At 40.4% G+C, this 25,119-nt stretch carries 19 protein-coding genes and 1 pseudogene; 5 read left to right on the top strand and 15 right to left on the bottom strand.

The genetic code is table 11. The features are described 5' to 3' along the window. The 3 genes from smc to R2H34_RS04470 all read right to left on the bottom strand — a co-directional run bounded on the left by smc (position 1) and on the right by R2H34_RS04470 (position 5,474). Complete coding sequence (smc, locus tag R2H34_RS04480; protein WP_042891401.1) at positions 1–3,450, bottom strand: chromosome segregation protein SMC; 3,450 nt, start codon at positions 3,448–3,450, stop codon at positions 1–3. Between the two features lie 10 nt (positions 3,451–3,460). Next, entirely contained in the window at positions 3,461–4,156 is a 696-nt protein-coding gene (locus R2H34_RS04475) for a GntR family transcriptional regulator (protein ID WP_004914133.1), read from the bottom strand. A 517-nt stretch (positions 4,157–4,673) separates the two neighbouring features. Then, positions 4,674–5,474, bottom strand: a complete 801-nt coding sequence (locus R2H34_RS04470; protein ID WP_042891400.1) for a sulfite exporter TauE/SafE family protein — start codon at positions 5,472–5,474, stop codon at positions 4,674–4,676. A 31-nt stretch (positions 5,475–5,505) separates the two neighbouring features. On the opposite strand from R2H34_RS04470, the gene R2H34_RS04465 reads away from it, so the two are divergent. Then, on the top strand, positions 5,506–6,258 hold the full coding sequence (locus R2H34_RS04465) for a biotin--[acetyl-CoA-carboxylase] ligase (RefSeq protein WP_171065676.1): 753 nt from the start codon (positions 5,506–5,508) through the stop codon (positions 6,256–6,258). A 14-nt stretch (positions 6,259–6,272) separates the two neighbouring features. Beyond that, positions 6,273–7,016 (top strand): pantothenate kinase, encoded by a 744-nt coding sequence (locus R2H34_RS04460; RefSeq protein WP_004960213.1) that lies wholly within the window; start codon positions 6,273–6,275, stop codon positions 7,014–7,016. Here R2H34_RS04460 and R2H34_RS04455 read toward each other — a convergent pair. Both R2H34_RS04455 and ffh read right to left on the bottom strand, forming a co-directional pair. Beyond that, positions 6,986–7,572, bottom strand: a pseudogene (locus R2H34_RS04455) (RBBP9/YdeN family alpha/beta hydrolase). The gene R2H34_RS04460 and the pseudogene R2H34_RS04455 sit on opposite strands and share 31 nt — an antisense overlap. Positions 7,573–7,744: 172 nt before the next feature. After that, on the bottom strand, positions 7,745–9,154 hold the full coding sequence (gene ffh, locus R2H34_RS04450; protein ID WP_004914148.1) for a signal recognition particle protein: 1,410 nt from the start codon (positions 9,152–9,154) through the stop codon (positions 7,745–7,747). A 147-nt stretch (positions 9,155–9,301) separates the two neighbouring features. Between ffh and R2H34_RS04445 the strand changes: the two genes are divergently transcribed. Further along, the gene (locus R2H34_RS04445) at positions 9,302–10,111 is read left to right on the top strand and encodes an inner membrane protein YpjD (protein ID WP_005403133.1); all 810 of its coding nucleotides are present in this window, start codon (positions 9,302–9,304) and stop codon (positions 10,109–10,111) included. A 79-nt stretch (positions 10,112–10,190) separates the two neighbouring features. Further along, entirely contained in the window at positions 10,191–11,117 is a 927-nt protein-coding gene (locus R2H34_RS04440; protein ID WP_080747894.1) for a tRNA dihydrouridine synthase, read from the top strand. Here the strand turns inward: R2H34_RS04440 and R2H34_RS04435 are convergent. The 8 genes from R2H34_RS04435 to R2H34_RS04400 all read right to left on the bottom strand — a co-directional run bounded on the left by R2H34_RS04435 (position 11,114) and on the right by R2H34_RS04400 (position 21,965). Continuing rightward, positions 11,114–11,722 (bottom strand): Uma2 family endonuclease, encoded by a 609-nt coding sequence (locus R2H34_RS04435; protein WP_042891395.1) that lies wholly within the window; start codon positions 11,720–11,722, stop codon positions 11,114–11,116. The genes R2H34_RS04440 and R2H34_RS04435 overlap by 4 nt on opposite strands. Positions 11,723–11,823: 101 nt before the next feature. Next, positions 11,824–12,876 (bottom strand): DUF6160 family protein, encoded by a 1,053-nt coding sequence (locus R2H34_RS04430; RefSeq protein ID WP_087539834.1) that lies wholly within the window; start codon positions 12,874–12,876, stop codon positions 11,824–11,826. A gap of 326 nt (positions 12,877–13,202) precedes the next feature. After that, the gene (locus R2H34_RS04425) at positions 13,203–14,744 is read right to left on the bottom strand and encodes a hypothetical protein (RefSeq protein WP_212771816.1); all 1,542 of its coding nucleotides are present in this window, start codon (positions 14,742–14,744) and stop codon (positions 13,203–13,205) included. 30 nt (positions 14,745–14,774) lie between these two features. Continuing rightward, on the bottom strand, positions 14,775–17,102 hold the full coding sequence (locus R2H34_RS04420; RefSeq protein WP_042891394.1) for a DUF6160 family protein: 2,328 nt from the start codon (positions 17,100–17,102) through the stop codon (positions 14,775–14,777). A 25-nt stretch (positions 17,103–17,127) separates the two neighbouring features. Continuing rightward, entirely contained in the window at positions 17,128–17,895 is a 768-nt protein-coding gene (locus R2H34_RS04415) for a hypothetical protein (protein WP_042891392.1), read from the bottom strand. A gap of 10 nt (positions 17,896–17,905) precedes the next feature. Continuing rightward, positions 17,906–20,359 carry a hypothetical protein gene (locus R2H34_RS04410; RefSeq protein WP_052417818.1) on the bottom strand — a complete coding sequence of 818 codons (2,454 nt, stop codon included), beginning with the start codon at positions 20,357–20,359 and terminating at the stop codon, positions 17,906–17,908. A gap of 337 nt (positions 20,360–20,696) precedes the next feature. Then, positions 20,697–21,266, bottom strand: coding sequence for a dCTP deaminase (gene dcd / locus R2H34_RS04405; RefSeq protein WP_042891391.1), 570 nt, complete (start codon positions 21,264–21,266; stop codon positions 20,697–20,699). Between the two features lie 105 nt (positions 21,267–21,371). Then, positions 21,372–21,965 carry a LysE family translocator gene (locus R2H34_RS04400; RefSeq protein ID WP_042891390.1) on the bottom strand — a complete coding sequence of 198 codons (594 nt, stop codon included), beginning with the start codon at positions 21,963–21,965 and terminating at the stop codon, positions 21,372–21,374. Positions 21,966–22,291: 326 nt separating this feature from the next. Here R2H34_RS04400 and R2H34_RS04395 point away from each other — a divergent pair, with 326 nt between their 5' ends. Next, entirely contained in the window at positions 22,292–22,849 is a 558-nt protein-coding gene (locus R2H34_RS04395; RefSeq protein ID WP_042891389.1) for a DUF2062 domain-containing protein, read from the top strand. Positions 22,850–22,867: 18 nt separating this feature from the next. Here R2H34_RS04395 and R2H34_RS04390 read toward each other — a convergent pair whose 3' ends face one another. Next, positions 22,868–23,740 (bottom strand): 5'-methylthioadenosine/S-adenosylhomocysteine nucleosidase, encoded by an 873-nt coding sequence (locus R2H34_RS04390; RefSeq protein ID WP_042891388.1) that lies wholly within the window; start codon positions 23,738–23,740, stop codon positions 22,868–22,870. Between the two features lie 128 nt (positions 23,741–23,868). Further along, entirely contained in the window at positions 23,869–25,098 is a 1,230-nt protein-coding gene (gene apbC / locus R2H34_RS04385; protein WP_087539832.1) for an iron-sulfur cluster carrier protein ApbC, read from the bottom strand. Positions 25,099–25,119: the final 21 nt, after the last annotated feature.

Here is a 25,119-nt window from a genome sequence, read left to right as displayed (position 1 = left end):
TTAGGACTCCGCAACTAACCCGTATTCTTTTGCCTGTTCTAAATCGACAGTCACTAATTTTGATGTACCTGGCTCTGGCATGGTCACTCCCAATAAATCAGTTGCCATTGTCATCGCCAATTTATTATGTGTAATGTAAATGAATTGTACCTGTTCAGAAAGCTCTTTTACCAAATTACAATACCGTTGTACATTCGCATCATCCAATGGCGCATCTACTTCATCTAGAACGCAGAAAGGCGCTGGATTCAATCTAAAGATCGCAAACACCAAAGCTAAAGCAGTGAGTGCTTTTTCTCCACCTGACAGCAATGCGAGCGAGCTATTACGTTTGCCTGGTGGACGAGCCATTAATTTGACACCTGACTGCCAGTCATCCTCAAGACTCAAAGTAGCTTCACCACCGTTAAAAACTTTAGGGAACAATACTTGTAGCTCTTGGTTGACCTGATCAAAAGTGGTCATAAATAGCTTTCGTGTTTCTTGATCAATGCTTTTCATTGCATCTTTTAGTTGGTCAACAGTATTTTGCAAATCTTGCATCTGATGGCTAAGCTCATCAAAACGCTGTGACACCTCTTCGTATTCTTGAGAAGCTGCTAAATTAACTGCGCCAATTTTCTCAAACTGTTGTTGTGCTTTTTCCAGTTTTTGCTGATGCTCTTTAATTTCAATCGACAGATCAGATACAGGTTCGGAATTAAGTTCTTTGAGTTGTTCTAAATAATGTTCACGATCTGACTTAGCTGCCTGCCATGCCAAGCGTTTTTGTTCCAACTGTTCACGCACCAGTTCATCTTTTTGTTGGGCTTGATGGCGTTGCTCTGTCAGTTGTTGCTGCTTTTCTTGTACTTGATTCAATTCAAGCTGCCATTCATTCCAATTTTTTTGCAATTTTTCAGTTTGCTGGAACTGTTCTTGGAATTGTGATTCGAGGTTTGGTAACTCGAGTTGAATTGGATCAACAAATTTCTTTGCCTGTTCTATTTGCTCAATAATTTGTCGATATTGTGTCTTTAAAAAAGAAATATCTTTTTCCAACAACTCAATCTGTTGATTGGCTTGTGAAGTCTGCTGGCGTAATACTTCACGTTGTTGTTGTTGTTGAGTCAACTGTTGTTGTTGCTCATCTAACTGCTCATTTAAACTTTCAACCTGAAACTGCAAAGTTTTATAGTTCGGTAAAACCGCTTCTAATTTAATTGCGAGAGCATGCAGATCAATTTCTAGATCATCTCTCTGCATCGCATCTTCTTCAAGCTGCAAATCCAATTGTTTTAGTTGATCTGCCAATTGCTGTTGCTGCAATACAAAAGCCTGTGCAGTACTTTGTAATTTAGCAATTTGCACATCGAGTTGTTGTAATTCTTTTTGCTTTTGTTTTTGGCTTTGTTGCTGTTGCTGTAAATGTTGTTGCTGTTGCTGCAAAGTTTGTTGTTGAACAGAAAATTGGTTTTCTAACTCAAGTAATTGTGGCTGCATTTCTGCAAGTTGTTGTTCGATTTCCTCTAAACGCACTTGATGGCTTAGCATGCCCTGTGCACTTTGGCTATCTTCATCATAGTGCAGAGCGATCACCCAATCAGCCCCGACATGATAACCATCAAGCGTCAAAATTGATTGTGCATGAATAAGATCAGACTGATAACTCAATGCTATTGTTAAATCATCTGCAACGGCAACATTTGCCCAGAGCGAAGATTGTGGAGCTTCAATAAAATCATTTAAACGACGCAGTTGTTGTATTTGAATCTTTTGCTGCGTGGATGATTTTAACTGACGTGCCACATCTTCTTGGAATGTTTGTCCACTTTCGATCAACTGTGCTTGTAACCATTTAGCTAAAAATTTCTCAATGATCACAGCATGAGATTTGCCTTGAGTTGTTAAGCGCAAGCTTTGCATCAATCGAACAGCATTTTGATTTTGTTTTGGACTCTGCTTCGCCAGCAATTGATTCAAATTTTTCTGTTCAGCCAATAGAACTTGAATTTCTGTTTTTAAACTCTGTAGATTGGTTTTATCTTGCTGTTGTTGATCCTGCAAAATCTTTGTATTTTGTTGAAATTGCTCTATTTCGGTTTCTAAAATAATGATTTCTTGTTGTAATTGCTGCTGTAATTGTTCTAGTTGCGCTTGCTCATCATCCTGAACCTGAGCACGAATCTGATTACTTTGGTTCTGCAAAGTCTGCTTTTGTTGTTCGATTCGTTGCACATTTTTAGCAAGCTGTTCAATTTGTGCCGCCATTTGCAACTTTTTTTGTTGCTGCTGATCAACTTGGGTTTTAATTTGATCAAATTGTTGTTGTGCTTGTTTTTGTTGGGCCTGAAGATCACTAAAGTGATGTTGGGTCGATTGTGTTTGCTGCTCCAATTCGACTAAGGCTTCACTCTGCTCATCATATTGTGCAGTTAAAGTTTCTACCTGAAGTTCAGAAAGCTGTAGTCGTTCTTTAGTTTGAAGTTTTTGTTGTTCAAGCTGAATCAAACTACTACTATTTTGTTGGAATAAGTTTTGCTTTTGCTCCAAAGTCATTTTCAATTCAGCCAGTTTTTTCTCGGCCTGTTGCCATTCATGCTGCAAAGGTGACGATTGCTGAATCAAACGTTGAAATAAAGCACTTGTCACTTCTAAATCATGCTCAATTGTATGCGACTCTGACCGAACTAATTTAAAGCGTTCGCCAAGCTCGTTCATTTCAACAGTATATTCTTGTTGTAACTTCTGACTTTGATTCGCTTGGAAAGACAGTATTTCGATTTTTAAAGTACGAATCTGAGTTTCTAAAGTTTTATATTGGATGGCGGCTTCGGACTGGCGTTTTAGCGTTCTCAGCTGTGATTTTAATTCAGCCGCTATATCTTCCAAACGCGCTAAGTTTTGCTCAGTATGTTCTAAATGCTGCAAAGTCTCACGACGACGTGCTTGATAGCGAGATACACCAGCAGCTTCTTCAATAAACACTCGCATTTCTTCAGGTTTAGCATCAACCAAACGATTGATCATACCCTGTTCAATGACTGCATAAGAACGTGGTCCTAGACCCGTTCCTAAAAAAATATCGGTAATATCACGACGGCGGCATCGTGTGCCATTCAAGAAGTATTCTGATTTTCCTTCACGTGTGACCTGACGACGAACAGCAAGCTCATTATATGCATTGTATGCGCCGCCTAATTTTCCATATGTATTATCGAAACGAAGCTCTACACTGGCAACACCGACAGGTTTACGCTTAGATGTCCCTGTAAAAATAACATCCTGCATACTACCGCCACGCAACTGACGTGCATTCGATTCGCCCATAACCCAACGGATCGCATCAATCACATTCGATTTTCCGCAACCGTTCGGCCCAACTACCGCAGTGCGGTTCGCCTTAAAATGTAAAGTGGTACTATCGGCAAAAGATTTAAAGCCTGAAAGTTTTAAACTGCTTAAACGCATACTGCCCTAACTAACGGCGTGAGCGTCTCGCCCAAGCCAATTCAATCTGTTTCATTCGTGTTAGAGATTCCAACACAAGGTTGCTCAAGTGTCGACAAAAATCTTCCATAAATAAAGCAGCTTGTTGTGATTTTCGGATCAAAATTGCATCAATCACTAACTTAAACAAGGTAAATGATTCTTGTAGTTCTCGACGCGATGTATTTAAGGTTAAAAAATAGCTACGACGTAGTGATGGCAACAATTCCTTATAAAATTGCATCATGTAAGGATTAGCCACCATCTCATGTTGTTCTGCTAGATATTTAAAAATAGCATCATAGAATTTCTCTATATCACCAGCACGAACAAACTCGACAAGTTGATCCAATAACTCTTGTAGTTGCTCAGCTTCATTTACTCGCCAAGTTTCACTAATACGCTGCACAATATGCCCAAGAACCATCACATTGGTATCAAACAAAGCTTTGACTTGCTGAGCAGACATTTCAGAAACAATCGCCCCACGACGTGGAAAAATCTCGATCAAATATGTACGCTCTAGTAATAACAATGCTTCACGGACAGAGCCACGACTGACATCTAATTCTTTAGCAATGCGCAATTCTTGAATGCGTTCACCCTCGACAAGCTCACCACTAATTATTTGTTCACTAATATATTTTGCAATCTGTTCAGAAAGACTATCCGCCTCTTCGAGATTCATGAGCCCCTCGCTATCTTTGTTATACGCATTTTCCAATGCTGTTTGCGCTTTTTTGTTTTAACTGATCTGACCTTATAAATTCTATATCATTGTCTGACAATTTCATTGCTTTTTAAGCCAATCACTACTTTTAGACACTATTTCACCTTTAAATTTGACTTAATAATCTATTTTTATAATTTAAAGATCAATTATTTAGATACTCTACTCAGCATCAACCGAATATCTGAAACATTTTTTCTAATTGATTTTTTATTGATATTATTCTCATAAATTTTATTTATGCAAAATATGTCTCATTTAAAATTCTAGCATCCTAGTTCGTTTATCCAATGAAAAAGTAATTACAAGCAAACAACCTTATTGTTCATAACTTAATTTCCAAACGAAGATCACCATCTTTAGACTAAAAAGTCCTTTCTTTTCAGTCGTTGCACGTCAACAACATGACGTGCACTTTTAGAACAAAACAGCCTATTAAATCAACTTAATAGTAATGATTGCATTAAATTAAGAACTAAATTAAACCTTTGTAAATAAAGTAGCTTCCAACAAAAACCAATAATCCTGCAAAACACTTCTTCAGCATCGCTGCTGATAGTCGATGTGCTACCCTAGCACCAACTTTGGCAGTAATAAAACTCATCACACTGATCCCCAGAAAAGCATATACATGTACATAGCCAATCGTATTGGGAACATCAATCTGTTCTTTTGCACCAAACCACATAAATCCAATCGCACCTGCTAAAGCGATTGGTAAACCACAGGCTGCAGATGTTGCTACAGCTTGTTGCATCACTACACCATGTCGATTGAAATAAGGAACCGTTAAACTCCCGCCCCCAATACCAAAAATCGCGGATGCGATACCAATTCCGCCCCCTGCTGCAAATTGTAGAGGTGCTGAAGGTAAATGCTTATTAGGATCAATCTGTGCATGCGCTCCTCTAAACATTTTATAAGCCATCCACACTGCAAAAATGCCAATCACTAACTGTAAATGTTGTCCTGACATGAGATCAGCAATTCCCGCCCCAAAAAAAGAGCCTAATATCAATCCTGGAGCTAGATTCTTAAATACCGACCATAGCACTGCGCCTTTTTTATGATGCGCCATGACTGAGCTGATTGAGGTAACAACTATGGTTGCAAGTGATGTACCTACAGCTATGTGCATAATGACATTAGGATCATAATTCAGCTGAGTGAATACAATAAATAAAATTGGAACAATTATTAATCCACCACCAACACCAAACAATCCTGCGGTGAATCCAGCAATTGCACCAATGAGCAAATATATGATTAACTCCATGAATACATGACCACTCTACTTGTAAAAAATGATGGATGATTTCGCAACACGCCAGTTACAGCAACTCTTAAATGCAAAGAATCAATATCCAGAAGTGGTGTTATTCAAAACCACAACGACATCTACTAATGATGATATGCGTGAGCTTGCTCAAAAAGGCATGACAACAGGTCTTGTGTGTAGCGCGCAACAAACCAAAGGACGTGGTCAACACCAACGTGAATGGGTTTCCCCTGATGGGAATGTTTATTTAAGCACACTGATTCAAACCAATACAGCACTTGATGGGCGACTTGCACTTGAAGTTGCATTGAATATTTTACAGATCCCATGCTTACGTAACTTATCATTAAACGTCAAATGGCCAAATGATTTATACAGTTCACAAGGGAAATGGGGTGGGATCTTAGTTGAACCACTTTCTGCAAATCAAGCGATTGTCGGTGTAGGTATTAATATTAACACCCCTAATGTGGAAGATGCAGATCAATCCATTACATCACTACATCATTTAGGACTACAGCAACTTGAACGATTTCAGCTTATTGCTGAATTATATGTTGCGATTCAACAAGCAGCTCAATGGTTCGAACATGGTAGCTATAATCTAGCTGAACGATTTAATCATCATGCGATTTGGATCAATGAATTTGTAGAATTTGAACATGCACTAGGTAAAACCTATGGTCAGTTCCAAGGGATTTCGAATGATGGTGCCGTTATAATCAAATCAGATCAAACACAACAGTTCTATCAAGGTCGTTTACGTCTTGCATCTAACTAAGGGATCACAATGCGATGAAAAGTTTATGGCTTGATATTGGTAATACTCGTTTAAAATATTGGATTACACAGCAAGATCAAATTATTGAGCATGCTGCTGAATTACATCTCCAATCGCCTGCCGACTTGTTGTTAGGACTTATTCAACATTTTCGTTATCAGAACATTACTCACGTTGGGGTATCTTCTGTTCTTGACAGTGAAAATAATCATCGTATTAAAACAATCCTAGATATTTTAGAAATACCCGTCATTTTTGCCAAAGTACATACTGAATATGCTGGATTACGATGTGGCTACGATGTTCCAAGTCAGTTAGGAATAGACCGATGGTTGCAAGTATTAGCAACCGCTAAACCGAATGAGAGTTATTGTGTGATTGGATGTGGAACGGCTTTAACTATTGATCTTATTGATGGTTTCCAACATCTAGGTGGATATATTTTACCTAATCTGTACTTACAGCGTGACTCCCTGATTCAAAACACTAAGGGTATCAAAATTCCAGATTCTGCCTTTGATAATCTAGATCCAGGACATAACACCGTTGATGCTGTTCATCATGGCATTCTCTTGGGCTTGATTAGCACGATTCATCAAATCATGCAGCAATCGCCAAGAAAGCTCGTACTCACAGGTGGTGATGCCAATTTGTTTGAAAAATTTTTAAAGCATTATCAACCACAAATCGAATCGGATTTACTTTTAAAAGGCTTAAAACATTATGTTCAGGTCAACTCTGCTGCTACTAATGTTTGAATTACCTTAAATAAATGTTCAAATTCACGATAGCCATCATCCTCACAAAAATGTCCTGCTTGGCTTACTTCAATCAATTGTGCATTAATATAATGTGCAAATTTGAATGTGTATGGCACAGGCACGACAGGATCATTACTTGAAAAAACACGATACGTCGAAGGATATTCGTTCGAAGGTATTTGCTATCGAAACGATTTTCTTGAATAAATTGATTCCATTCTGGATGTTGCGGAATTGTTTCGTTAAAACCTGCTAAAAATAATGCTGCCTTAATAGATGTCCCTTTGAGCTTATCAGCCAGATATCTCGCTGCCGCTAGACAAGATAATCCATGTGCAACCAAGATACTTTGTTGATTAATAGTATTTAATTGAGCCTCTAAGCAAGTTTGCCAAACCTCCGCATCAGGATGACTTGAATCAGCCAGAACAACTCTTTCAGCAGCGATACCAATGCTTTTTAGTTGTTGCTCTAACCAGGTATACCAATGCTGTTCTGGATTTGCATTTTCACAATGCAAAATAAAAACCTTATTTTTCATATCTTGTGACATAGTTTACATTTATCAATAAAATCATATATTTAATTTTTATTATCTAATTTTTACTAAACGTTTAGTGTTTAATTTTGTACTATTTTTATACACTAACTTTTTTATACACCAACCATCAGTTAATAAAAAAGGCGCTAATGCGCCTTCTAATGAAAGTATGGGCTTTTATTTATTATTTTTTGGTATCGTTGTTACCAAATAATGGCCCCATACCGCCACCACCACCGAATTGTTTCTGCATATTGCCCAATGATTTCAACATTTTGCTCATGCCTGATGGATTCGCAAATTTCTTCATCATCTTCGCCATTTGTGCTTGTTGCTTGATCAATTTATTTACTTCAGCAACATCCATACCACAACCAGCAGCAATACGTTTTTTACGGCTTGGATTAATTAAATCAGGATTACGACGTTCTTTAATCGTCATCGACTGAATAATCGCTTCCATACGCTTAACTTGCTTTTCAGGATTAGCTTTTTCAATTGCATCCTGAATGCCCGCATTACTCATACCGGGCAACTTGTCCAAGAAGCCCATCATGCCGCCCATTTTACTCATTTGCTCAAATTGCATCAGCATATCTTCAAAGTTGAAGGTACCGCCTTTTTGCAATTTTTTCGCCATTTTTTCGGCTTTTTCTTTGTCGATCTTACGTTCAACTTCTTCGACTAAAGAAAGGACATCACCCATGCCCAAGATACGTTGTGCAACACGATCTGGGTGGAATGGCTCAAGCGCATCTAGTTTCTCACCAATACCCAAGAACTTGATCGGCTTACCCGTGATGGCACGAACAGAAAGTGCAGCACCACCGCGTGCATCACCATCAGTTTTAGTAAGAATCACACCAGTTAAAGCCAAAGCATCATTAAAAGCTTTTGCTGTATTGGCAGCATCTTGACCTGTCATCGCGTCAACGACGAACAAAGTCTCGGTCGGCTTCACAGCAGCATGTAATTCTTTGATCTCATCCATCATGTCTTCATCAACATGTAGACGACCTGCCGTATCGACAATCAAAACGTCAGCAAATTGAATTTTTGCTTGCTCAATCGCACGATTGACAATATCAATTGGTTTTTCTGACGCTTGTGATGGAATAAAACCAACACCGACTTCATTTGATACTGTTTCTAACTGCTTAATCGCTGCTGGTCGATACACGTCGGCAGAAACAGTCATTACTTTTTTCTTTTGGCGCTCTTTGAGGAAACGCGCTAATTTTGCAGCCGTCGTGGTTTTACCAGCACCTTGCAAACCAGCAAGAAGGACCACAACCGGTGGTTTTGCGCTTAAATCAAGAGTCTCATTTGCCTCACCCATCATTTTGGTGAGTTCATCATAGACAATTTTTACAAATGCCTGACCTGGAGAAAGCTGAGTCATTACTTCTTGACCAAGTGCTTCTTCCTTCACCTTCGCGATAAATTCACGAGTTACAGGTAACGCCACATCGGCTTCAAGAAGTGCCATACGTACTTCACGTAAGGTATCTTTAATATTGTCTTCGGTCAGCTGCCCTGAGCCAGTAACATTTCTTAAACTCTGTGTGAGTCGTTCTGTTAAGGTATCAAACATTGCGAAATCCGCTTAAAATGGCTAGTTGCAAAAAAATCTTTCTTAAAATAGAAAATTTATGCATAAGATGCTATAGGATACTGTAGTTCGAAGCGAATTTATATCTTATATGGTGAATATTATTCATCCCCCTAAAAAAGGTTTGACATGATCAGTCTCCCCTTGGTTTACACAATTTTGGCACTTGTCTCATATACCAGTTCATTCTGGTATCTGTTTATCCATTTAATGTCAAAACGTACTCCAAATCTTTGGTGTTATGGTCTTATTGTTGTATTAGGATTGATACTTCATGGTCTTGTCCTGTCACAGGATATGATCACACCGTTAGGGGTAAATTATGATGTATTTAATCTCATTTCCTTTACCTCTGGACTGATGTTAAGCCTAAGTTTAATTTTAAGTCTGATTCGCCCAATATTACCTCTAAATTTAATCGGCATTCCTGTTGCTGCGATTGGACTAATCCTAGGGTTTTCTTTGAGCCAATCCAATCAAACCATTGAACATCATGGAGTCGGTTTAGATACCCATATTATTTTGTCTTTGTCCGCTTATGCGGTTCTGTTAATGGCAACCATTCAAGCAGTTCTATTATGGTTTCAAGACAGAGAACTCAAGAAAAAACAAAAAAAACGTATTTGGGTCAACCTGCTCCCTCCTTTTCAAGTGATGGAATCCTTACTTTTTGATTTAATTATTACTGGGTTTGGTTTACTCACCGCTGCACTAATCTTTGGTTTCTTTACCATTGATAATTTCTTTGCTCAACACCTCGCTCACAAAACTGCATTTAGTATTATTTCTTGGTTTTTATATGGAGCTTTACTAATCGGACATTACAAATTTGGTTGGCGTGGACGTAAAGCGATTCGATTTACAATTACAGGATTCGTATTACTAGCAATCGGATTTATTGGCAGTAAATTTGTTTTAGAAATGATACTAGGGCGTTAATTTAACTGTCCCAATAAAAACTAGACAGCTTCTATTAAAATGCGTATAAACCAGTTTTTGTTTAACTAGGTAATGCATTGTGAAACTCGCACTCGCCCCTATGGAAGGTCTAACAGATCCAATTATGCGTGATGTCCTCACTCATGTTGGTCGTTTTGATTGGTGTGTGACTGAGTTTATCCGTATTACTGACAGCATTTTGCCTGACCATATTTATTACAGTTTTTGTCCTGAACTAAAAACTGATGGTAAAACAGCTGCTGGAACACCAGTACATGTTCAATTTTTAGGAAATAATCCTGAAATGCTCGCAGCCAATGCTGCTAAAGTCGTTGAACTCGGTGCTCCTGCAATTGATCTAAATTTTGGATGTCCAGCTAAAACAGTCAATCGCCATCGCGGCGGTTCAGTTTTATTAGATGAACCTGAAACGGTACATCTCTTAGTCAAAGCTGTTCGTGATGCTGTACCTAAACATATTCCAGTTTCAGCAAAAATGCGACTCGGCTATTTAGATGAAAACCATACACTCGATAATGCACATGCTATTGAAGATGCCGGTGCTAGTTGGCTCACAGTTCATGCTCGAACAAAAGCCGATGGCTATACACCTCCTGCCTATTGGGAAAAAATCCAGCCGATTACTGAAGCATTGAAAATCAATGTAATTGCCAATGGTGAAATCTGGAATAATGCTGATGCCAAAGCATGTTTAGAACAATCAAATTGCCAAGATTTGATGATAGGACGTGGCGCTGTTACAACTCCAGATTTGACACTCTGTATCCGTGAGAATAGCAACCAAGCGATTTTAACATGGCAAGATTTGGTCGTATTACAACAACGTTTTTTAAGCGGACAATTCAAAACTGAAATTGGAATGATCGGTCGTTATAAACAATGGTTAGGTATGATGACCAAAGCCTATCCAGAGGCCCAAGAGCTTTGGGATCAGGTAAAAAAACTAAAACAATTGGATGAAATTTTAAAAAATTTAACTCGCTAATTATGCAGATCAAGTTGCTGCTGGGCTTTCTTTTCCCACCATTCTAGCATATCTTCATTTTTAACCTGACGGTAAATATCCTCAACTGAAACAGTTAAATCAATTGAATGAAAGGTAATATCATCGCCTAAATAATAAACCGACTGTTGCCAATAGTTATTTTCATCGCGTGACCAGAACTCGATTTCGACAAAATCTTGTTCAATCAGCACATATTCTTTTAAACTGGCAATTTGAAAATACGCCAAGCGCTTAACGGTTTTGTCATGTTGTCGGGTCGATTTAGACAACACTTCTACAATAATACTGGGTTGTTCAATGTAGTAGTCTGCATCGACCTGACTACAGTCCACCATGACATCTGGATAAAAATATTTGCGATCTATTTTTACTTTCATATCCGATGCGTAAGGTTGGCAGGGTTTTCCCAATAAATGATTATAGAAGACATTGGAAACCGTCATCACAATTTGATTGTGGTACTTATGCGCCCCGACCATGGCGTAGACTTCACCCTCAATATATTCATGGCGAATGTCTGACAGCAGCTCTCCGTCCAAATACGCTTGCTCACTCATCAAATTATATTTTTTGGCAAGTACCATAGCCTTTTCCTATAAAATGGATACGCTTAGCTAGCACGTATAGCATTTTTTCAGTATAAAAAAAAGCGACCGCAGTCGCTTGGAAAACTTGTTGTACACACTTACATACCACTGACACGCATTTTTAAGTTGGTTGCCGAAATACCGACTGCACCAATATTACCTAAAGAACCGTTATTTAAACCATTAAAAACGTTGGCATTTGCAGCATCAGCATCTCCTAACAAAACATTATTTAAGTTCAAATTTAGTTTATCTGAAGTGCCTGTATTACCAAATACCACAGCGCCAGGAATACTACCTGCGCCAGCTTCAATACCTGCATAGAAGCCATTCAAAGAGAAGCCATTGTCATCTGTACTCGTCATTTGCAAATCAAACTTAGCGCCAGTTGCACCAGACACTAAATTGAATGAACAACCATCCGCTTGGGTGTCCGATGGCGCACAAATAGAGTCAATTGCGCCACCAAACATCACCATGTGCCCTTGCGGAGAAGCACCTAATTGCAAATTCATCGTCGGTTTATTATTACTGACAAATTTAATGTCTATATTATTGCTCACACGTAATAATTCTTTAATGTTCGGAGACTTGAGTGTCGTACCAGTACTAAAAATTGATTGCTGCGTGTACGTTGAACCCACTAAGGAGGAAATGGCATGGTTTTCAGTATTTGCATCATAACGGTCTGGTGCTAAATAAACTGAAAATGGGCGAATACGCATACCGTTTACCCCATTGCCTAAAGACAATGCGATATTGGCAAATGCCCCGCCATTAGCTGCCCCTGCGTCGGAGTCAATGCTCATGTTTAACAGCTGAGCTGGATTATGCACAATGCTGCCATCGGCATTGAAAGTTTGCACAAAGTCGACACCAATGGTTGGCGATGCCGCACCTTGGCTAGCCGCCATGACTAAGGCCGCTTTAGATGTTAAGGCTACGGTAGAACCCAAAGCGGTTGTTGTAAAACCATCTGTGTCAATAATCGCAGCTTGGTTAAAATTAACCTTGGCAAGATTAACGCCGACTGAAATACCGTCTTGCCCTGTCGTTGCTGAAAGGCTTTGATCGTCAAGTGGTTGCATTGCCATCGCCATAGGGGAGAGCAATAAAAGCGATAAACATCCTAGTTTTTTGTTTTTTAGCATTGCCCTAATCCATAGACAAATGTTTAAAATATGAGCTGTAATGTAGCATAGTTCCAATGAATGGCAATGTAAAAAAGACAAACGGTTGTGATGTACGCATGAAAAAACGGGCTTTTTGTGTAAAAATTATTTTACTACCACAGTTAAAACTACGGCAGTGCCGACTACTCAACGATGCTACACGCACTTAAGCAACGATAATTGTGTAATAACGCGCTTTCCCTTTAAATATTCCCATGTTTGGGAAGACTTAAAAATAGTCGCAATTTTTCATAAAAACCTTCACAAAAAAAAGCAGCCGAAGCTGCTTTCTCATACCGCAACGCTTAGCAAAACTTTAAAGTACCGTAGCAGTTTGAAATTACCTTTTGGTTTGCCAACTGAACGTTCTGCAAGTTTACCTGAATAGGTGCGGCACCAGGGACAGCACCACCTACTGCATTAGGATTTGTATATTTCTCCAAATCAATATCTAATGGCTTACTGATTACGGCACCAAACAATGCACCAGCAGCCTCACTACCCAATACAACGGGATTATCTTGCAACCATACACTTGCCGCTTTTGCCACTTGTGGTAATGCCGCACTAATATCCACTGCTTCGGTCGACCGTAACTCCCCCAACTGCACAGGGTCAGCAAAAGACATCCACCAGCCCGATTGTGCAACATCACTCCTCGTCATATTATTCAACTCATTTATGCCTGCATCAAAAGGGGAGATATAGTTGCCTGGCCAAATTATCTGTTGTCTTTGTAACGCCAAATATCCGCCTGTACCATTGAGTGGAATATTATGGATCATGCTAAGTGACTGTATAAAATTAACACTTAAATTCAAGTTCTGTACTCTAGATCCTTCACCCACAGCAAATTTAGAATCATTCACCAGACCTAAAATAGCAGAATCCATTTTAACGAATAACTGATTCTTAGCGCCAATATTGGTAAATCCACCTGCGCCATTCGCCACTACACCTAGGGGAATTTCAGCCAATTTTAAAGAGATCCCTTGAATCGCCGCACCCGTTTTCCGCTTACCATTCACTTGGAAATCAGGCGTAGTGAATGCAACATTGCTTAGCGCAGGTACAGTAATCCCGAAAGTATCCACACTGGTTGGGTCACTGGTAATAATGCGCTTATGCGTCCCAATGAAGTTAACTTCCAAATTATTTTTTCCATTACCTTGTACATCACCACCCAAAATCTGATCTTGCGTCTTACCAAACAATGTTTGTTTGGTATCAACTGAACCACTAGTACCCGCTATTCGCATAAAACCACTTAAACTTTGAATTCCGTCATTACTGGCATAACTAAGGTTATCGGTTCCGGCCGTCAATAACCCATAAATCTTTTCGGCACTGGAGCGAAACCCAATCACCTCACGTGTTGAAGCGGTATCAGGGTTTTTAATTGCAAACTCAACAAATGGATTCACCAGTTTGGCACTGGTTGCGGGTCTCCCACCTGTCGAGCTATAAATAGGAGCGCCTGTAGTGCTATCATAACTATTGGGTAGTCCAGAGATTGCAAGATTATTGATTTCAACATCACACCCACCTGCACCATTAACCCCACCACAACCAAGTTGTAGTTTTTTAATATTGGCATTGAGCTCTATTTCGGCTTCCATACCCAGTTTATAAAACCCGACGTTGCCTACTGATGCACCGGCAATGGTTTTCCCAGTCATTAAGTTTGCTGAGTCGTTGGGCGCGGTATAGGCCAAATTAAATAAGGCTTGCCCAGTTTCTGCGGACAGTTCCTGATCGTTCAACACTTCCAGTCCATTGGCTGCTGTGCTTACTGCGCCCACGGTTGCATTGATGACGCTCAGCATAGCAATTGCTAAATAATTCATTCCTTTCACTTATTTATCTCCTATGCCGGCTTAGTGCGGGGTAATATTAAACTGACTGGTAATACGGCCACCCGTAAATACCATTTCACCTAAGCGCTGTGCTGGACCGACAGTACCACTGCCTGTAGATGGGTATAGGTTTAAACTTTTAATACGCAACACGTCTGTGTTGGTTTTATTTGGGTTAATGTTGAACTGAGTGTTAAAGTTCACGCTATCTTTATGAATTTTAATGTCATTATTAAAGGCTATGCGACCTGACATATCATCTAAACCAATAATTGAACCATCTACTGCATCTACAATTTGCACAGCACCATTGGTTAAATTCATATTACCCAAAAACTGTATATAGTTATCGGCTAAAGTATTACCACCGGGGATCATACTCATATCTACACTACCCGCCATGCGTAACCGCAAACCAAATAATACATCTTTAACGCTCAAAAAACCATCAATCGGTGCATAACCTTTGCCATGTGTTTTGTATTGCGAACCCGGTAAATATCCCACCGCCACCTCGCCTGCGGCTGCAAGCATAAACTGTGGAATATCTATATTGATGTTGCCGTTTTCCATACCAATACTGCCGCGACCTGTTAGCAGCATGTCGATATTACGAATACCCATGTAGTAGTTAATTGGATCGCCATTTACTGAGTCTTCAACACGTAAGCCATTTGCCCCAAGTGCTGAACCATATTTTTTACCATCAATAAGCATGATTGAAGTGGTTTTGCTGCCATCTGCACTTACACCTTGTGTAGACATTGCCAATGCAAAACCAAGACGCTGTGAGTCGGTCACAGCAGCAGCAGTACCAGCACCAGCAGCAGTACCATACGGTTTACCGCTAAACTTGGTGCCGTAAATTGCCAAATTGGTGTTTAAATTATAAAACGGCAAGCCTAAGCCCCATGTTCCCTGATTGGCTGAATCTGGTCTATCCGCCCCAACCACATCTGGACTGGCAATAAATGACGTTGCACGTGAAAGTGCCTGAAACTCTGTACCACGCGCAGCAATAATCACCGAGTTTGGATTTGTTGCACTCGCATGAATTTGCTGCGAATAATCACTTGATTGGGTCAATTTACCCGTTAGAAACGGCGCAGCATCGAGCACTGTATTTTGTTGCAATAACATACGCTTGGTGTTGGCAAGGTTTACGTACACATTGCCCGAGTCAAAATAAGCCAATTCAGTATTGAGCGCACCACCGCCATTTTGTTTGCGTACCAACAGTGGGGTAAAGTTACTAAATGACAATGCATAGGCATTGTTACCACCGTGCCCAAGCTCTAAGGTTGTAGGTGTTTGACCTGACGGTACAGTATTGGCATTACTAAATTTGGCTTGCACACGCATAGCAAGCCCTGTACTGCCCATAATATTTGCCGTGCCAGCAACATCAGATGCTGAATACGCCTTGCCTAAAATTGCATCGCCCGCAGCCCCTCGACCGTCGGTACCACGAATACTAATTTCGCCACTTGGCAAATAGCCCGAAGCACCAACGCGAATCATGCCTTTGGGTTGGTTCGTTGCGCTTGGGGTAATATCAAAATCACTTGCACCACTACGGGTGACAATATCAATATTTAAACCCGGCTTAGAGTTTGCTGCGGTTAAACCACCAGAACAGTCGGTGTTCAGTTCACAAACTCGGTCTAAGGTACCATAACCATCTGTACCGGTTTTAATAATTAAACCTGCAGTAGGGTCTACATACATATAACCCTGACCTTTAAAGTTAAAGTTAAAGTCTTTAAAAATCAGTTGGTTTTGCAGCCCTGCACGTTGCAATTGGGTTAAAAATATGTTGACACGTTTCAGTGAAATTTCCGCACTAGACAAACTGGTTGGGCTAAACAAACCATCTCTGGTAATAAAATGTAGTACCGCATTTTCAGTAGACTGAACGGTTAAACCACCTATACTATCGCCGCAGTTATCGCCTGCGCCATCGCACAACGCAAATGAGTCTGCACTGACCGTGCCATAACGCGACTCAATACTAAAGTCGAGCCCCGCCTTGCCTGTGCCGGTGTGTGAACCTGCGTTTATTTTATAGGTGGTACCCAAGTTAGAGCCGGTAATGGCAATATTATTGGCGTAAGCACGCACTGCCGTGTCGTCAGCGCCAACACCTGTTTTATCTTCCCAGTAAAGCTTATCAATATTCAGACTGTCATACTGGGTGTCTAGCATTAAACCATCTTGGGCATTTACCGCACGCAGGGCGCTTTCATCCATCGCCTGCAAGGCATGTGCCGACATATTGACCGCACACAGGCTCATTGCCAACACGGTTAAACGTAGGGTTGGCGGTGCTTTCTTATTGTTGTGCTGCATATATTCCTCCATGAACCTTATTGAATTAGCAACGCTTCATCGAGGTATCGCAGCTAAATACTTTTAGCGTACCTTGCAATGCCAAGTTGCCATTCATGCTGAGCCCTGTAAAACCAGTTTCACGTCCTTGGTCAAATTTATTTGTGGTATTGGTGTACACACCATTTGCATAGGCTGTCGCACCCGCACCACCACTGCCCATTGCTAAATAACCCGGCACATTACCCGCACCTTCGTTAGCAACGGTATCGGTTTCTATCGACACCGCATTAAAACCAAAGTTGCGTATGCGGATTGGGTGTGCTGCATCAAAGGTCAGTTGTAACGCCGCTTTAATTTGCTCGGCATTACTATCATCGCTATACAAAAGGTCTGCGCCGTCTATTTGCATATTTTGTATATGAATGGTGCCTTGCATACCCTTAAACACCACCCATTGTTTTTTACCCAAATCTGCCGCAGTACCCGCACTACCATCTGGTTTACGAATAGTACCAGTGGCATCTATATACGAACCGTTGTCATAGCGGTTGTTTGCCGCCATTGCAAAGCGACAAAAGCGCAAGTCGGAACAGGCAGTGCTATCAAACACAAACAAGTCCCTGCTACGGTCGCTTGGGAAACTTGGGTTGGGGGTACGCACCTGATTCAGACTGAGCAACCAGTCTATGGTTGCAGCAGAGGCTTGACCATCTACTGCTTGTAAGTCTACATTTTTCATAGGCTCAAGTTCTGCATGCGCCACAGCAAACACACTTGCCAACAATGCAGCACAAAGAATTATTTTTTTCATGTTGTGCTCCTTATAGACCTTTGGTGGTGATTTTCATGTGGTTGATGAGTAAGCCGTCAATAGCGACTGAACCAAAGTTATTTAGTGGCGACATGGTAAAAGAGTTGGTTGGGTTACTTTGAATGTTATCCAAAGGTTGACCAACCACTGCCAATGACTTGGCAGTAGCTGGCGACCAATTAGGTCCGGCCTGCGTCCAACTTAAATTTTCAGTTTTAACATTACGCCCCCCTGAATCACGCAAATCGGCACTGGCATTTAAGTTATACCGAATACCATTCGTTCCAGTAGTATCATCATAAGTATTTCCTGCATTCCAACCTGTGCCTATATCGGCATTCCCCCCTGTACGATACTCCCAGTCCAAATGCGAACCTTTTACAGTTTGCACAGGCCCTACATTCGTGGTCGAAGTACCAGTACACACTCCTAAAGTAGAGCTAGAACATTGTGTACTGCGTATCCAGTTTAAACCATTGGCATCCACAGCAACCGATGCCGTGATCGTCGTACCATAGGCATCCGTACCATAACCCAGTTGAAGCGTACGTGCACATGTATTATAACCAGCTCCGCCAGATGGATTACAGTTTCTCGTACCTAGATAAGGATCAAACGTTCTCGAATAACAATTGATTTGCAATGCATTATTCCCACAAAAATCCCTGTCAACATCATACACTTCATAGGTATCGGTCCAGTTGTAGTTTCGTTCTCGCGTTCTACGTTGTTGATCCTGATACTGAGTATAACCACGATAAGATGCACTGCCAGAATTGTTCCCCAACGGTCCAAAAGACACCCCCACCGCGCCGTTGTCTTTACGCGCACTTAGACTATTGGTTGCAGAGTCGTATAAGGTTGAACCAATGGTAATACTACTATGGGTGGCGTTGTTACCTTGATACTCTGTTGTACTATTGGTACCACATTGGTAAATATTACAAGTTGAACCGGTATAGCCACCATTGGTTGCTACATTCGAGTTATCATAATTGGTATAGATTTTTTTATAAATACTTTCTTTATTGGGTATGCGTGCCAGTTCAATGACTAGGTTTTTGCCATCTGGCGCCACACCAAAGGTCAACGGCTGATACAACGAACCCAGCACTAGGTTGATGTTCGGATTATAGAGATACAAACCTTCGGTGCTATCGAACGTCGGGGCAGCCCCACCATTAATCGCAGGTGTGCCCAATAGCGCCGTATTTGTTGTTTCTTTGGTGCTGAGTCGCATTACACTCGACACAGCTGGTGCAGTCCATGTCCAGTTACCAATCACATCTGTCACATTTCTTGAACGAAATCGATACTCACAAACCTCTACCTGGAAGCCTAAATCACACCCCCCACCTGTAGTCACAGCTCCATAACCTTGATTATCTGTCAACGCATAAGTCGTATCACCACCACCAGTGTATGCGCCTACCACCACACCATTTGTGCGCGCAGTCGTACCACCGTAGTAACGTGTTGCTGCCGTGTATGTCGCTGCTAGGTTTTGTGCATCACCACTGTTCAACCGAATCACACCCGCCACACCCAAGGTATGGTTGTAGCTCGTGCTTAATCCAAAGTTGGTTGGAATAGGGCTAGCAGCGTCTTTTAAATTTTGAGCGTTATAAGTACCGCCATTCACAGCGCCACCCAAAGTTTGGAAGAACTTAAGGTTGGTACCATTTATACCCAAACCATCCCAAATGACCTGCGCACGCATACGATTGGCACGCCCTGCGCCACCTAAGTCAAATTGAGTCCCTGTTGCAGTTAGGTTTTCCATCACCTTCGGGTCACGGACAAAAGCGTCTGCCCACAAACCCAGCTTTAAGTTATAAGCAGATTGCAATGCTGGACTTAAATTTGCAATCCCCTGATTACCATTAAGAAAGTCACTATCAGTATCTTTATGGTACAAAGGTGTTTCTAAGGTTAAATAACTGACTGCGCCATTGCCGGTATCTTTCGGTGAAGTTGCCGAAAAGTTTGGAACATTGTTTTCTGTAGTAACTTTCAACAGCCAAGGGTTTTCTGCACTACCCCATGAGGTAATTGGGTTGTTTGGATTAAATCGTGTTCCATAATCGGTGGCATCACGCGCTGCGCCATAGGCACGCTTGGACTGAGAAATACCCAAACCATATAAATACAAATCTGCCTTACCCGCACCGGCAGCTTGTGCTTCTGGCGTTAAAGGCCCAACAGGTATGGCGCGAATATAACCCGTGTCTTGCGTGCGGTCGCCTGGTGCTGCCGCCCATGTTGCTGGGTCGTCATTTGCACCCTGCAACACCATGCTAAAGTTTTCAGGTAATAAGGCAATCCCCTCACCTGTGGCTTGGCTCAATGCAGAGTCGTCTAACTGCTCAAGACTTTCAAAAGCAAAAACTGACTGGCTTAAACATAAACCAACCATAGTTGCTAAAACAGTTCTTTGAAATGATACCGTATGAAGTATAGTCATCTTGACCTTCCTGTTACACGATGCTCCGCATCAGCGTTATTTTTTTCAATCCTTTCGAGCGATTTATCTAAAAAGATGTGCTTCCAAGCATCGCTTAAAGTTTAGGCAAATTTCGCCCACTTAAATTCATTTTTCATTATGCCGAATAAATACTCAAATGCAAAGAAAACTGGCAATTGGCTACATTTTTTCCGATGAATGAGGTGAGTGACACCTCAGTCATCGATATTTTTACTTGTGCATATTGCCGGTGATTTTTCTGATACTTTTTTCAAATTAAGTTGTTTTATCATTCGGTTTAAAACCAATGCTTATTTTTGTAATAAAGCACGCTTTTTTAAGCCTTCGGCAAGGTGACTCCAGTTTGCCCTTGATACTTTCCGCCACGGTCTTTGTAAGAGGTTTCGCAGACTTCATCACTTTCAAAAAACAGCATTTGCGCCACGCCTTCACCCGCATAAATACGTGCCGGCAAGTTGGTAGTGTTAGAAAATTCGAGCGTGACGTGTCCTTCCCACTCTGGTTCAAGCGGTGTTACATTTACGATGATACCGCAACGTGCATAGGTCGATTTACCTAAGCAAATGGTCAACACATTGCGTGGAATACGAAAATATTCGACTGTGCGTGCCAAGGCAAATGAGTTGGGTGGAATAATGCACACATCCGATTCAATATCAATAAAGCTTTTATCGTCAAAGTTTTTAGGATCAACAATCGCTGAATGAACGTTGGTAAATACTTTGAATTCACGTGCGCATCGAACATCATAGCCATAGCTCGACACCCCATAAGAAATCAACTTTTCGCCATTTTCACCATAACGAACTTGATTCTCTGCATAAGGTTCAATCATGCCGTGTTTTTCGCTCATTTCACGAATCCAACGATCAGATTTTATTGCCATGACTTTTTTCCAAAATCTAAATTAATGATTGGCAGGTACTTTAACGTAAATCATCATTAATGAAAATAAGACTGCTATCCTGATAGGCAGAATAGCAGAGATACTTTATAAATTGATTAATGCAGAATAGCTGATCGGGATTGAAAAACTAATAAGCACAACAGATGCTGTACGTTGTAATTTTGATTGTGAAAGCCATTTAACCTTATTGGTCGCCAACATGTCTCCGACAGAAATCCAAAACAGAGCAATCGGCAGAATCAAACCAACAAAAGCACTCATATGCGCTAAGTAGATATCTTGGCTCTTCCATGCAACTGCTGGAAAAATAGCAGAAGCAAACAACAACGCTTTAGGATTTAAAAGCGTAGCAAACAATAATTCACGTGGGCGAATAGTTGGTTGATTTAATGCCACTTGTTGATTCGCTGTACGCCAAAGCTTAATCGCCAAATACAAAATATAGCCAGCGCTCATTAATTTTAAAAAGGTGGGAAGTAATGGTAAAGCTGTTGATACTTTGCCAATCAACATACCCCAAGCTGTTATAGCAACGATATAACCCAATGCTTCAGCTGGAATAAGTAAAAGTGATTTGCGTACACCAACCTGTACACCAGATGATGCCAATAATGTGTTGGTTGGGCCAGGAGTAAATAATATGGTTATAACTAAACCAATGAAAAACCATGAAATCATTGAATGACCTCACTAAAGGATTCTCTGAGATTAATTCAATTACAATTTTATAGCAAAAAAATAACTGTAAGCACTTATAACGTTAATTTCACTACAATTATTTAACTATTTATTTTATTTCATCTTTATAAATTTCAAGTAGCTCACTACTGAACAGTCACCTAGATATCTATGTATATTTAAAGTACGATTACCGTGAATTTTTGAATAACATCTTACTGATTAGATTAAGATTTAGCATGAAATTTAAGCTAAGCCTAAGCAAAAAGTGGTATTTTATAATCAGTTGATCACACTATTTTCATTCTTCTACTCGCCAATATTTTATGCCTAAGCAATTTTTTCATAAGTGGCTTCCTTCATCAGAGAAAGTTGCTCAACTCAAGTTTATGCGCATTTTTGGGCAAAGTACCTTAAATCCTTTACTTTGGTATGTGAATCGTCACTCTATTGCCAAAGCGATGTTTATTGGTACCTTTTGGGGCATATTACCTGTACCTTTCCATAGTTTATTTATTATTCTGACAATCCTATGGTTTGAGGTTAATTTGCCAATTGGGCTGTGTATGGCATGGCTGACCAATCCTCTCACTGTAGTTCCTATACTTTATTTAGGCTTTTGGTTTGGTACTAAGATTTATCATGTCAATATGATTGATCAAGAGATGTTATTGGGTGTGCTACATCAAATCATCAATTGGTTAAAAAACTTTGGACATGGACATATCGACTTGAGTCTGGCAAAAATCTTAATTTCAGGTTTAGTCATAGAAGCCATTCTGTTTGCTTTATTGTTTTATTGTGCAACTCACCTCTTATGGCGCTGGTTTGTTATAAAAAGTTGGAAAAATAGAATTCAAAATAATCAAGAAGAAATCATGTAGCTGATTTCTTCTAGGTCTTTAGTTTTTATCCAATTGTTTTTTCATGTATTGTTCAACCACATCAAGCACATAGTCCTGACATGCCTCACCCGTAGCAGGATTATATGCACCATTATTGGTGATATTATTAGATAAAATTCTTATACCTAAAAATGGAACATTAAACTGTTGTGCAATCTGTGCGACGGAAGCTGCCTCCATCTCCTCTACAGAAGTTTGATAATTAGTATGGAAAAACTGGATTCGATCCAGCTCATTATTCCAAACATCTGCTGAACCAATCGTTCCCTCAACCACATTCCCTTTGCTATAAGAAGTTTTTGCTTTATGTGCAGCGATCAGTAACTGTTGATCACCTTCAAATTTGCGTATCGCAATCGGTTCAGGGTCAGACTCATCTTCTGGTAACACATCAAATGCCTCAGTCCATGCCAATGAATTTGAACCACTCCCTATCGGTAATCTTGGTGTTCTAAACGCTCCAATATTTGTCGTGTATTTACCTAATACAATATCAAACACGTTTAAAGCAGGATCATGCCCGCCTGATGTACCTTGGTTAATAATTGCAATGGGTTGATATCGCTCAATTGCAAGTGCTGTAGCTGCGGCAGAATTACTCATGCCCATACGTGTTTTGGACACGATCACTGGATAACCTTTATAAGTTCCTTTCCAAAACTTCCATCCACCCACTGTTTCAACACTGACGTTATCTAATTTTGATGCCATACGTTCAGATTCGACAGGTAAAGCACCTTGGATCACGATGGGTTGTAATTTAGTTTCTAATTGCTCTGTCTCTTTTGGAGAATCATCACCATTACAAGCACTCAGTAAAAATGCACTACACAATCCCAGAATACTTACAGCTCTTTTGACGGACTTCATATCATCACTCGAAAATAAAATAGTGATGAAGCAACTCTCATGCCATATTTTACCAAACGATATATTTAAAACATTAAACAAAGAAAAGCCCAACGAAATGTTGGGCCGAACTTAAAAATAACCATCGGTTAGAAAATGCGCTTGTCATCTCTCTGACGTTTTGGAAGTTTTTCCAGCTGTTTTAAGACACTTTCCGCAATATTGATATAGCTTTCAGAAGCGACATCTTGTGCGATGACACTTGGTTTACCATTATCGGCATTCTCTCGGATTTTTGCATCTAAAGGTAAACGACCTAGTAAAGGTATGTCATATTGTTCAGAAAGCTGATCACCACCACCCGTACCAAATATTTGCTCTTCATGTCCACAGTTAGAACAAACATGTGTTGACATATTCTCAATCACACCGAGTACAGGAATATTCACTTTATTAAATAATTCAATCCCTTTTACAGCATCCATTAAGGCTACATTTTGCGGTGTAGTAACAATTACCGCACCAGTCACTGGGATACGCTGTGCAAGCGTTAATTGAATATCGCCAGTACCTGGTGGCATGTCGATAACCAATACATCCAAATCTGGCCACAGAGTTTGATTAAATAACTGCATCAATGCGCCAGTGGCTTTAGGGCCACGCCATGCTACAGGAGTGTTATGCGCACCAATCAAATGACCGATTGAAATCACGGCCATACCATAAGCATCTAAAGGAACAAAATGTTCATTTTCAATCTGAGGTGTGTGACCAGCATTGCCCAACATAGTTGGAATACTCGGACCATAGATATCTGCATCCAACACCCCAACTTTTAAACCGAGTTTTTGCAATGCGAGCGCAAGATTCACAGTTGTGGTTGATTTACCTACACCACCTTTACCCGATGAAACCAAGATTACGTTTTGAATACGTGGATGTGGAGCAACATCTCGTTGTTGTGGCGCAGCTTTCTCAATCGGAGGATTATTTGGGTCTGCTTCAGCTTTCGGAGATGCATCCATTACTGGAGGAAGGTTGGTGTTTTGTGCTTTTGGCTTAGATGAACAACTATGTCCCGCCTCGCCATGGGCAGCATGTTTCTGCTGAATAATATGCAGATTGAGTTCTTGGATACCACACTTTTCTAAGGCATCTGCAAGTTCATCATGGATTTGTTGTAAATGATCTTTTTCTTCAGGAAATGTATTGATCGTGAGCTGTAGGATGCGACCTTGAACATTGACTTGGCTGATACGATCTTTCAAGGCATTTTCAGAGTTTGGAAGAATATAATTTTGAAGGACTGTTTGGATTTCATCTTCCTTCACTTCTTGCGCAGGCGAAAAAACGGATTTTAAGGAAGAAAGCCACGACATTTTGTACTCCAAAAACTGATC

It is taken from the genome of Acinetobacter sp. 16, from assembly GCF_033439925.1.
GTDB classification, from domain to species: Bacteria; Pseudomonadota; Gammaproteobacteria; order Pseudomonadales; family Moraxellaceae; genus Acinetobacter; species Acinetobacter junii.
Note: the sequence above shows the minus strand (reverse complement) of the source record. Positions and strands in the feature narration are given on the sequence as shown.

Bases quoted from the DNA above. Each gene is read 5' to 3' on its own strand.
- smc (WP_042891401.1), bottom strand. From the start codon at position 3,450: ATGCGTTTAAGCAGTTTAAAACTTTCAGGCTTTAAATCTTTTGCCGAT.
- R2H34_RS04475 (WP_004914133.1), bottom strand. From the start codon at position 4,156: ATGAATCTCGAAGAGGCGGATAGTCTTTCTGAACAGATTGCAAAATAT.
- R2H34_RS04470 (WP_042891400.1), bottom strand. From the start codon at position 5,474: ATGGAGTTAATCATATATTTGCTCATTGGTGCAATTGCTGGATTCACC.
- R2H34_RS04465 (WP_171065676.1), top strand. From the start codon at position 5,506: ATGGATGATTTCGCAACACGCCAGTTACAGCAACTCTTAAATGCAAAG.
- R2H34_RS04460 (WP_004960213.1), top strand. From the start codon at position 6,273: ATGAAAAGTTTATGGCTTGATATTGGTAATACTCGTTTAAAATATTGG.
- ffh (WP_004914148.1), bottom strand. From the start codon at position 9,154: ATGTTTGATACCTTAACAGAACGACTCACACAGAGTTTAAGAAATGTT.
- R2H34_RS04445 (WP_005403133.1), top strand. From the start codon at position 9,302: ATGATCAGTCTCCCCTTGGTTTACACAATTTTGGCACTTGTCTCATAT.
- R2H34_RS04435 (WP_042891395.1), bottom strand. From the start codon at position 11,722: ATGGTACTTGCCAAAAAATATAATTTGATGAGTGAGCAAGCGTATTTG.
- R2H34_RS04430 (WP_087539834.1), bottom strand. From the start codon at position 12,876: ATGCTAAAAAACAAAAAACTAGGATGTTTATCGCTTTTATTGCTCTCC.
- R2H34_RS04425 (WP_212771816.1), bottom strand. From the start codon at position 14,744: ATGAATTATTTAGCAATTGCTATGCTGAGCGTCATCAATGCAACCGTG.
- R2H34_RS04420 (WP_042891394.1), bottom strand. From the start codon at position 17,102: ATGCAGCACAACAATAAGAAAGCACCGCCAACCCTACGTTTAACCGTG.
- R2H34_RS04415 (WP_042891392.1), bottom strand. From the start codon at position 17,895: ATGAAAAAAATAATTCTTTGTGCTGCATTGTTGGCAAGTGTGTTTGCT.
- R2H34_RS04410 (WP_052417818.1), bottom strand. From the start codon at position 20,359: ATGACTATACTTCATACGGTATCATTTCAAAGAACTGTTTTAGCAACT.
- dcd (WP_042891391.1), bottom strand. From the start codon at position 21,266: ATGGCAATAAAATCTGATCGTTGGATTCGTGAAATGAGCGAAAAACAC.
- R2H34_RS04400 (WP_042891390.1), bottom strand. From the start codon at position 21,965: ATGATTTCATGGTTTTTCATTGGTTTAGTTATAACCATATTATTTACT.
- R2H34_RS04395 (WP_042891389.1), top strand. From the start codon at position 22,292: ATGCCTAAGCAATTTTTTCATAAGTGGCTTCCTTCATCAGAGAAAGTT.
- R2H34_RS04390 (WP_042891388.1), bottom strand. From the start codon at position 23,740: ATGAAGTCCGTCAAAAGAGCTGTAAGTATTCTGGGATTGTGTAGTGCA.
- apbC (WP_087539832.1), bottom strand. From the start codon at position 25,098: ATGTCGTGGCTTTCTTCCTTAAAATCCGTTTTTTCGCCTGCGCAAGAA.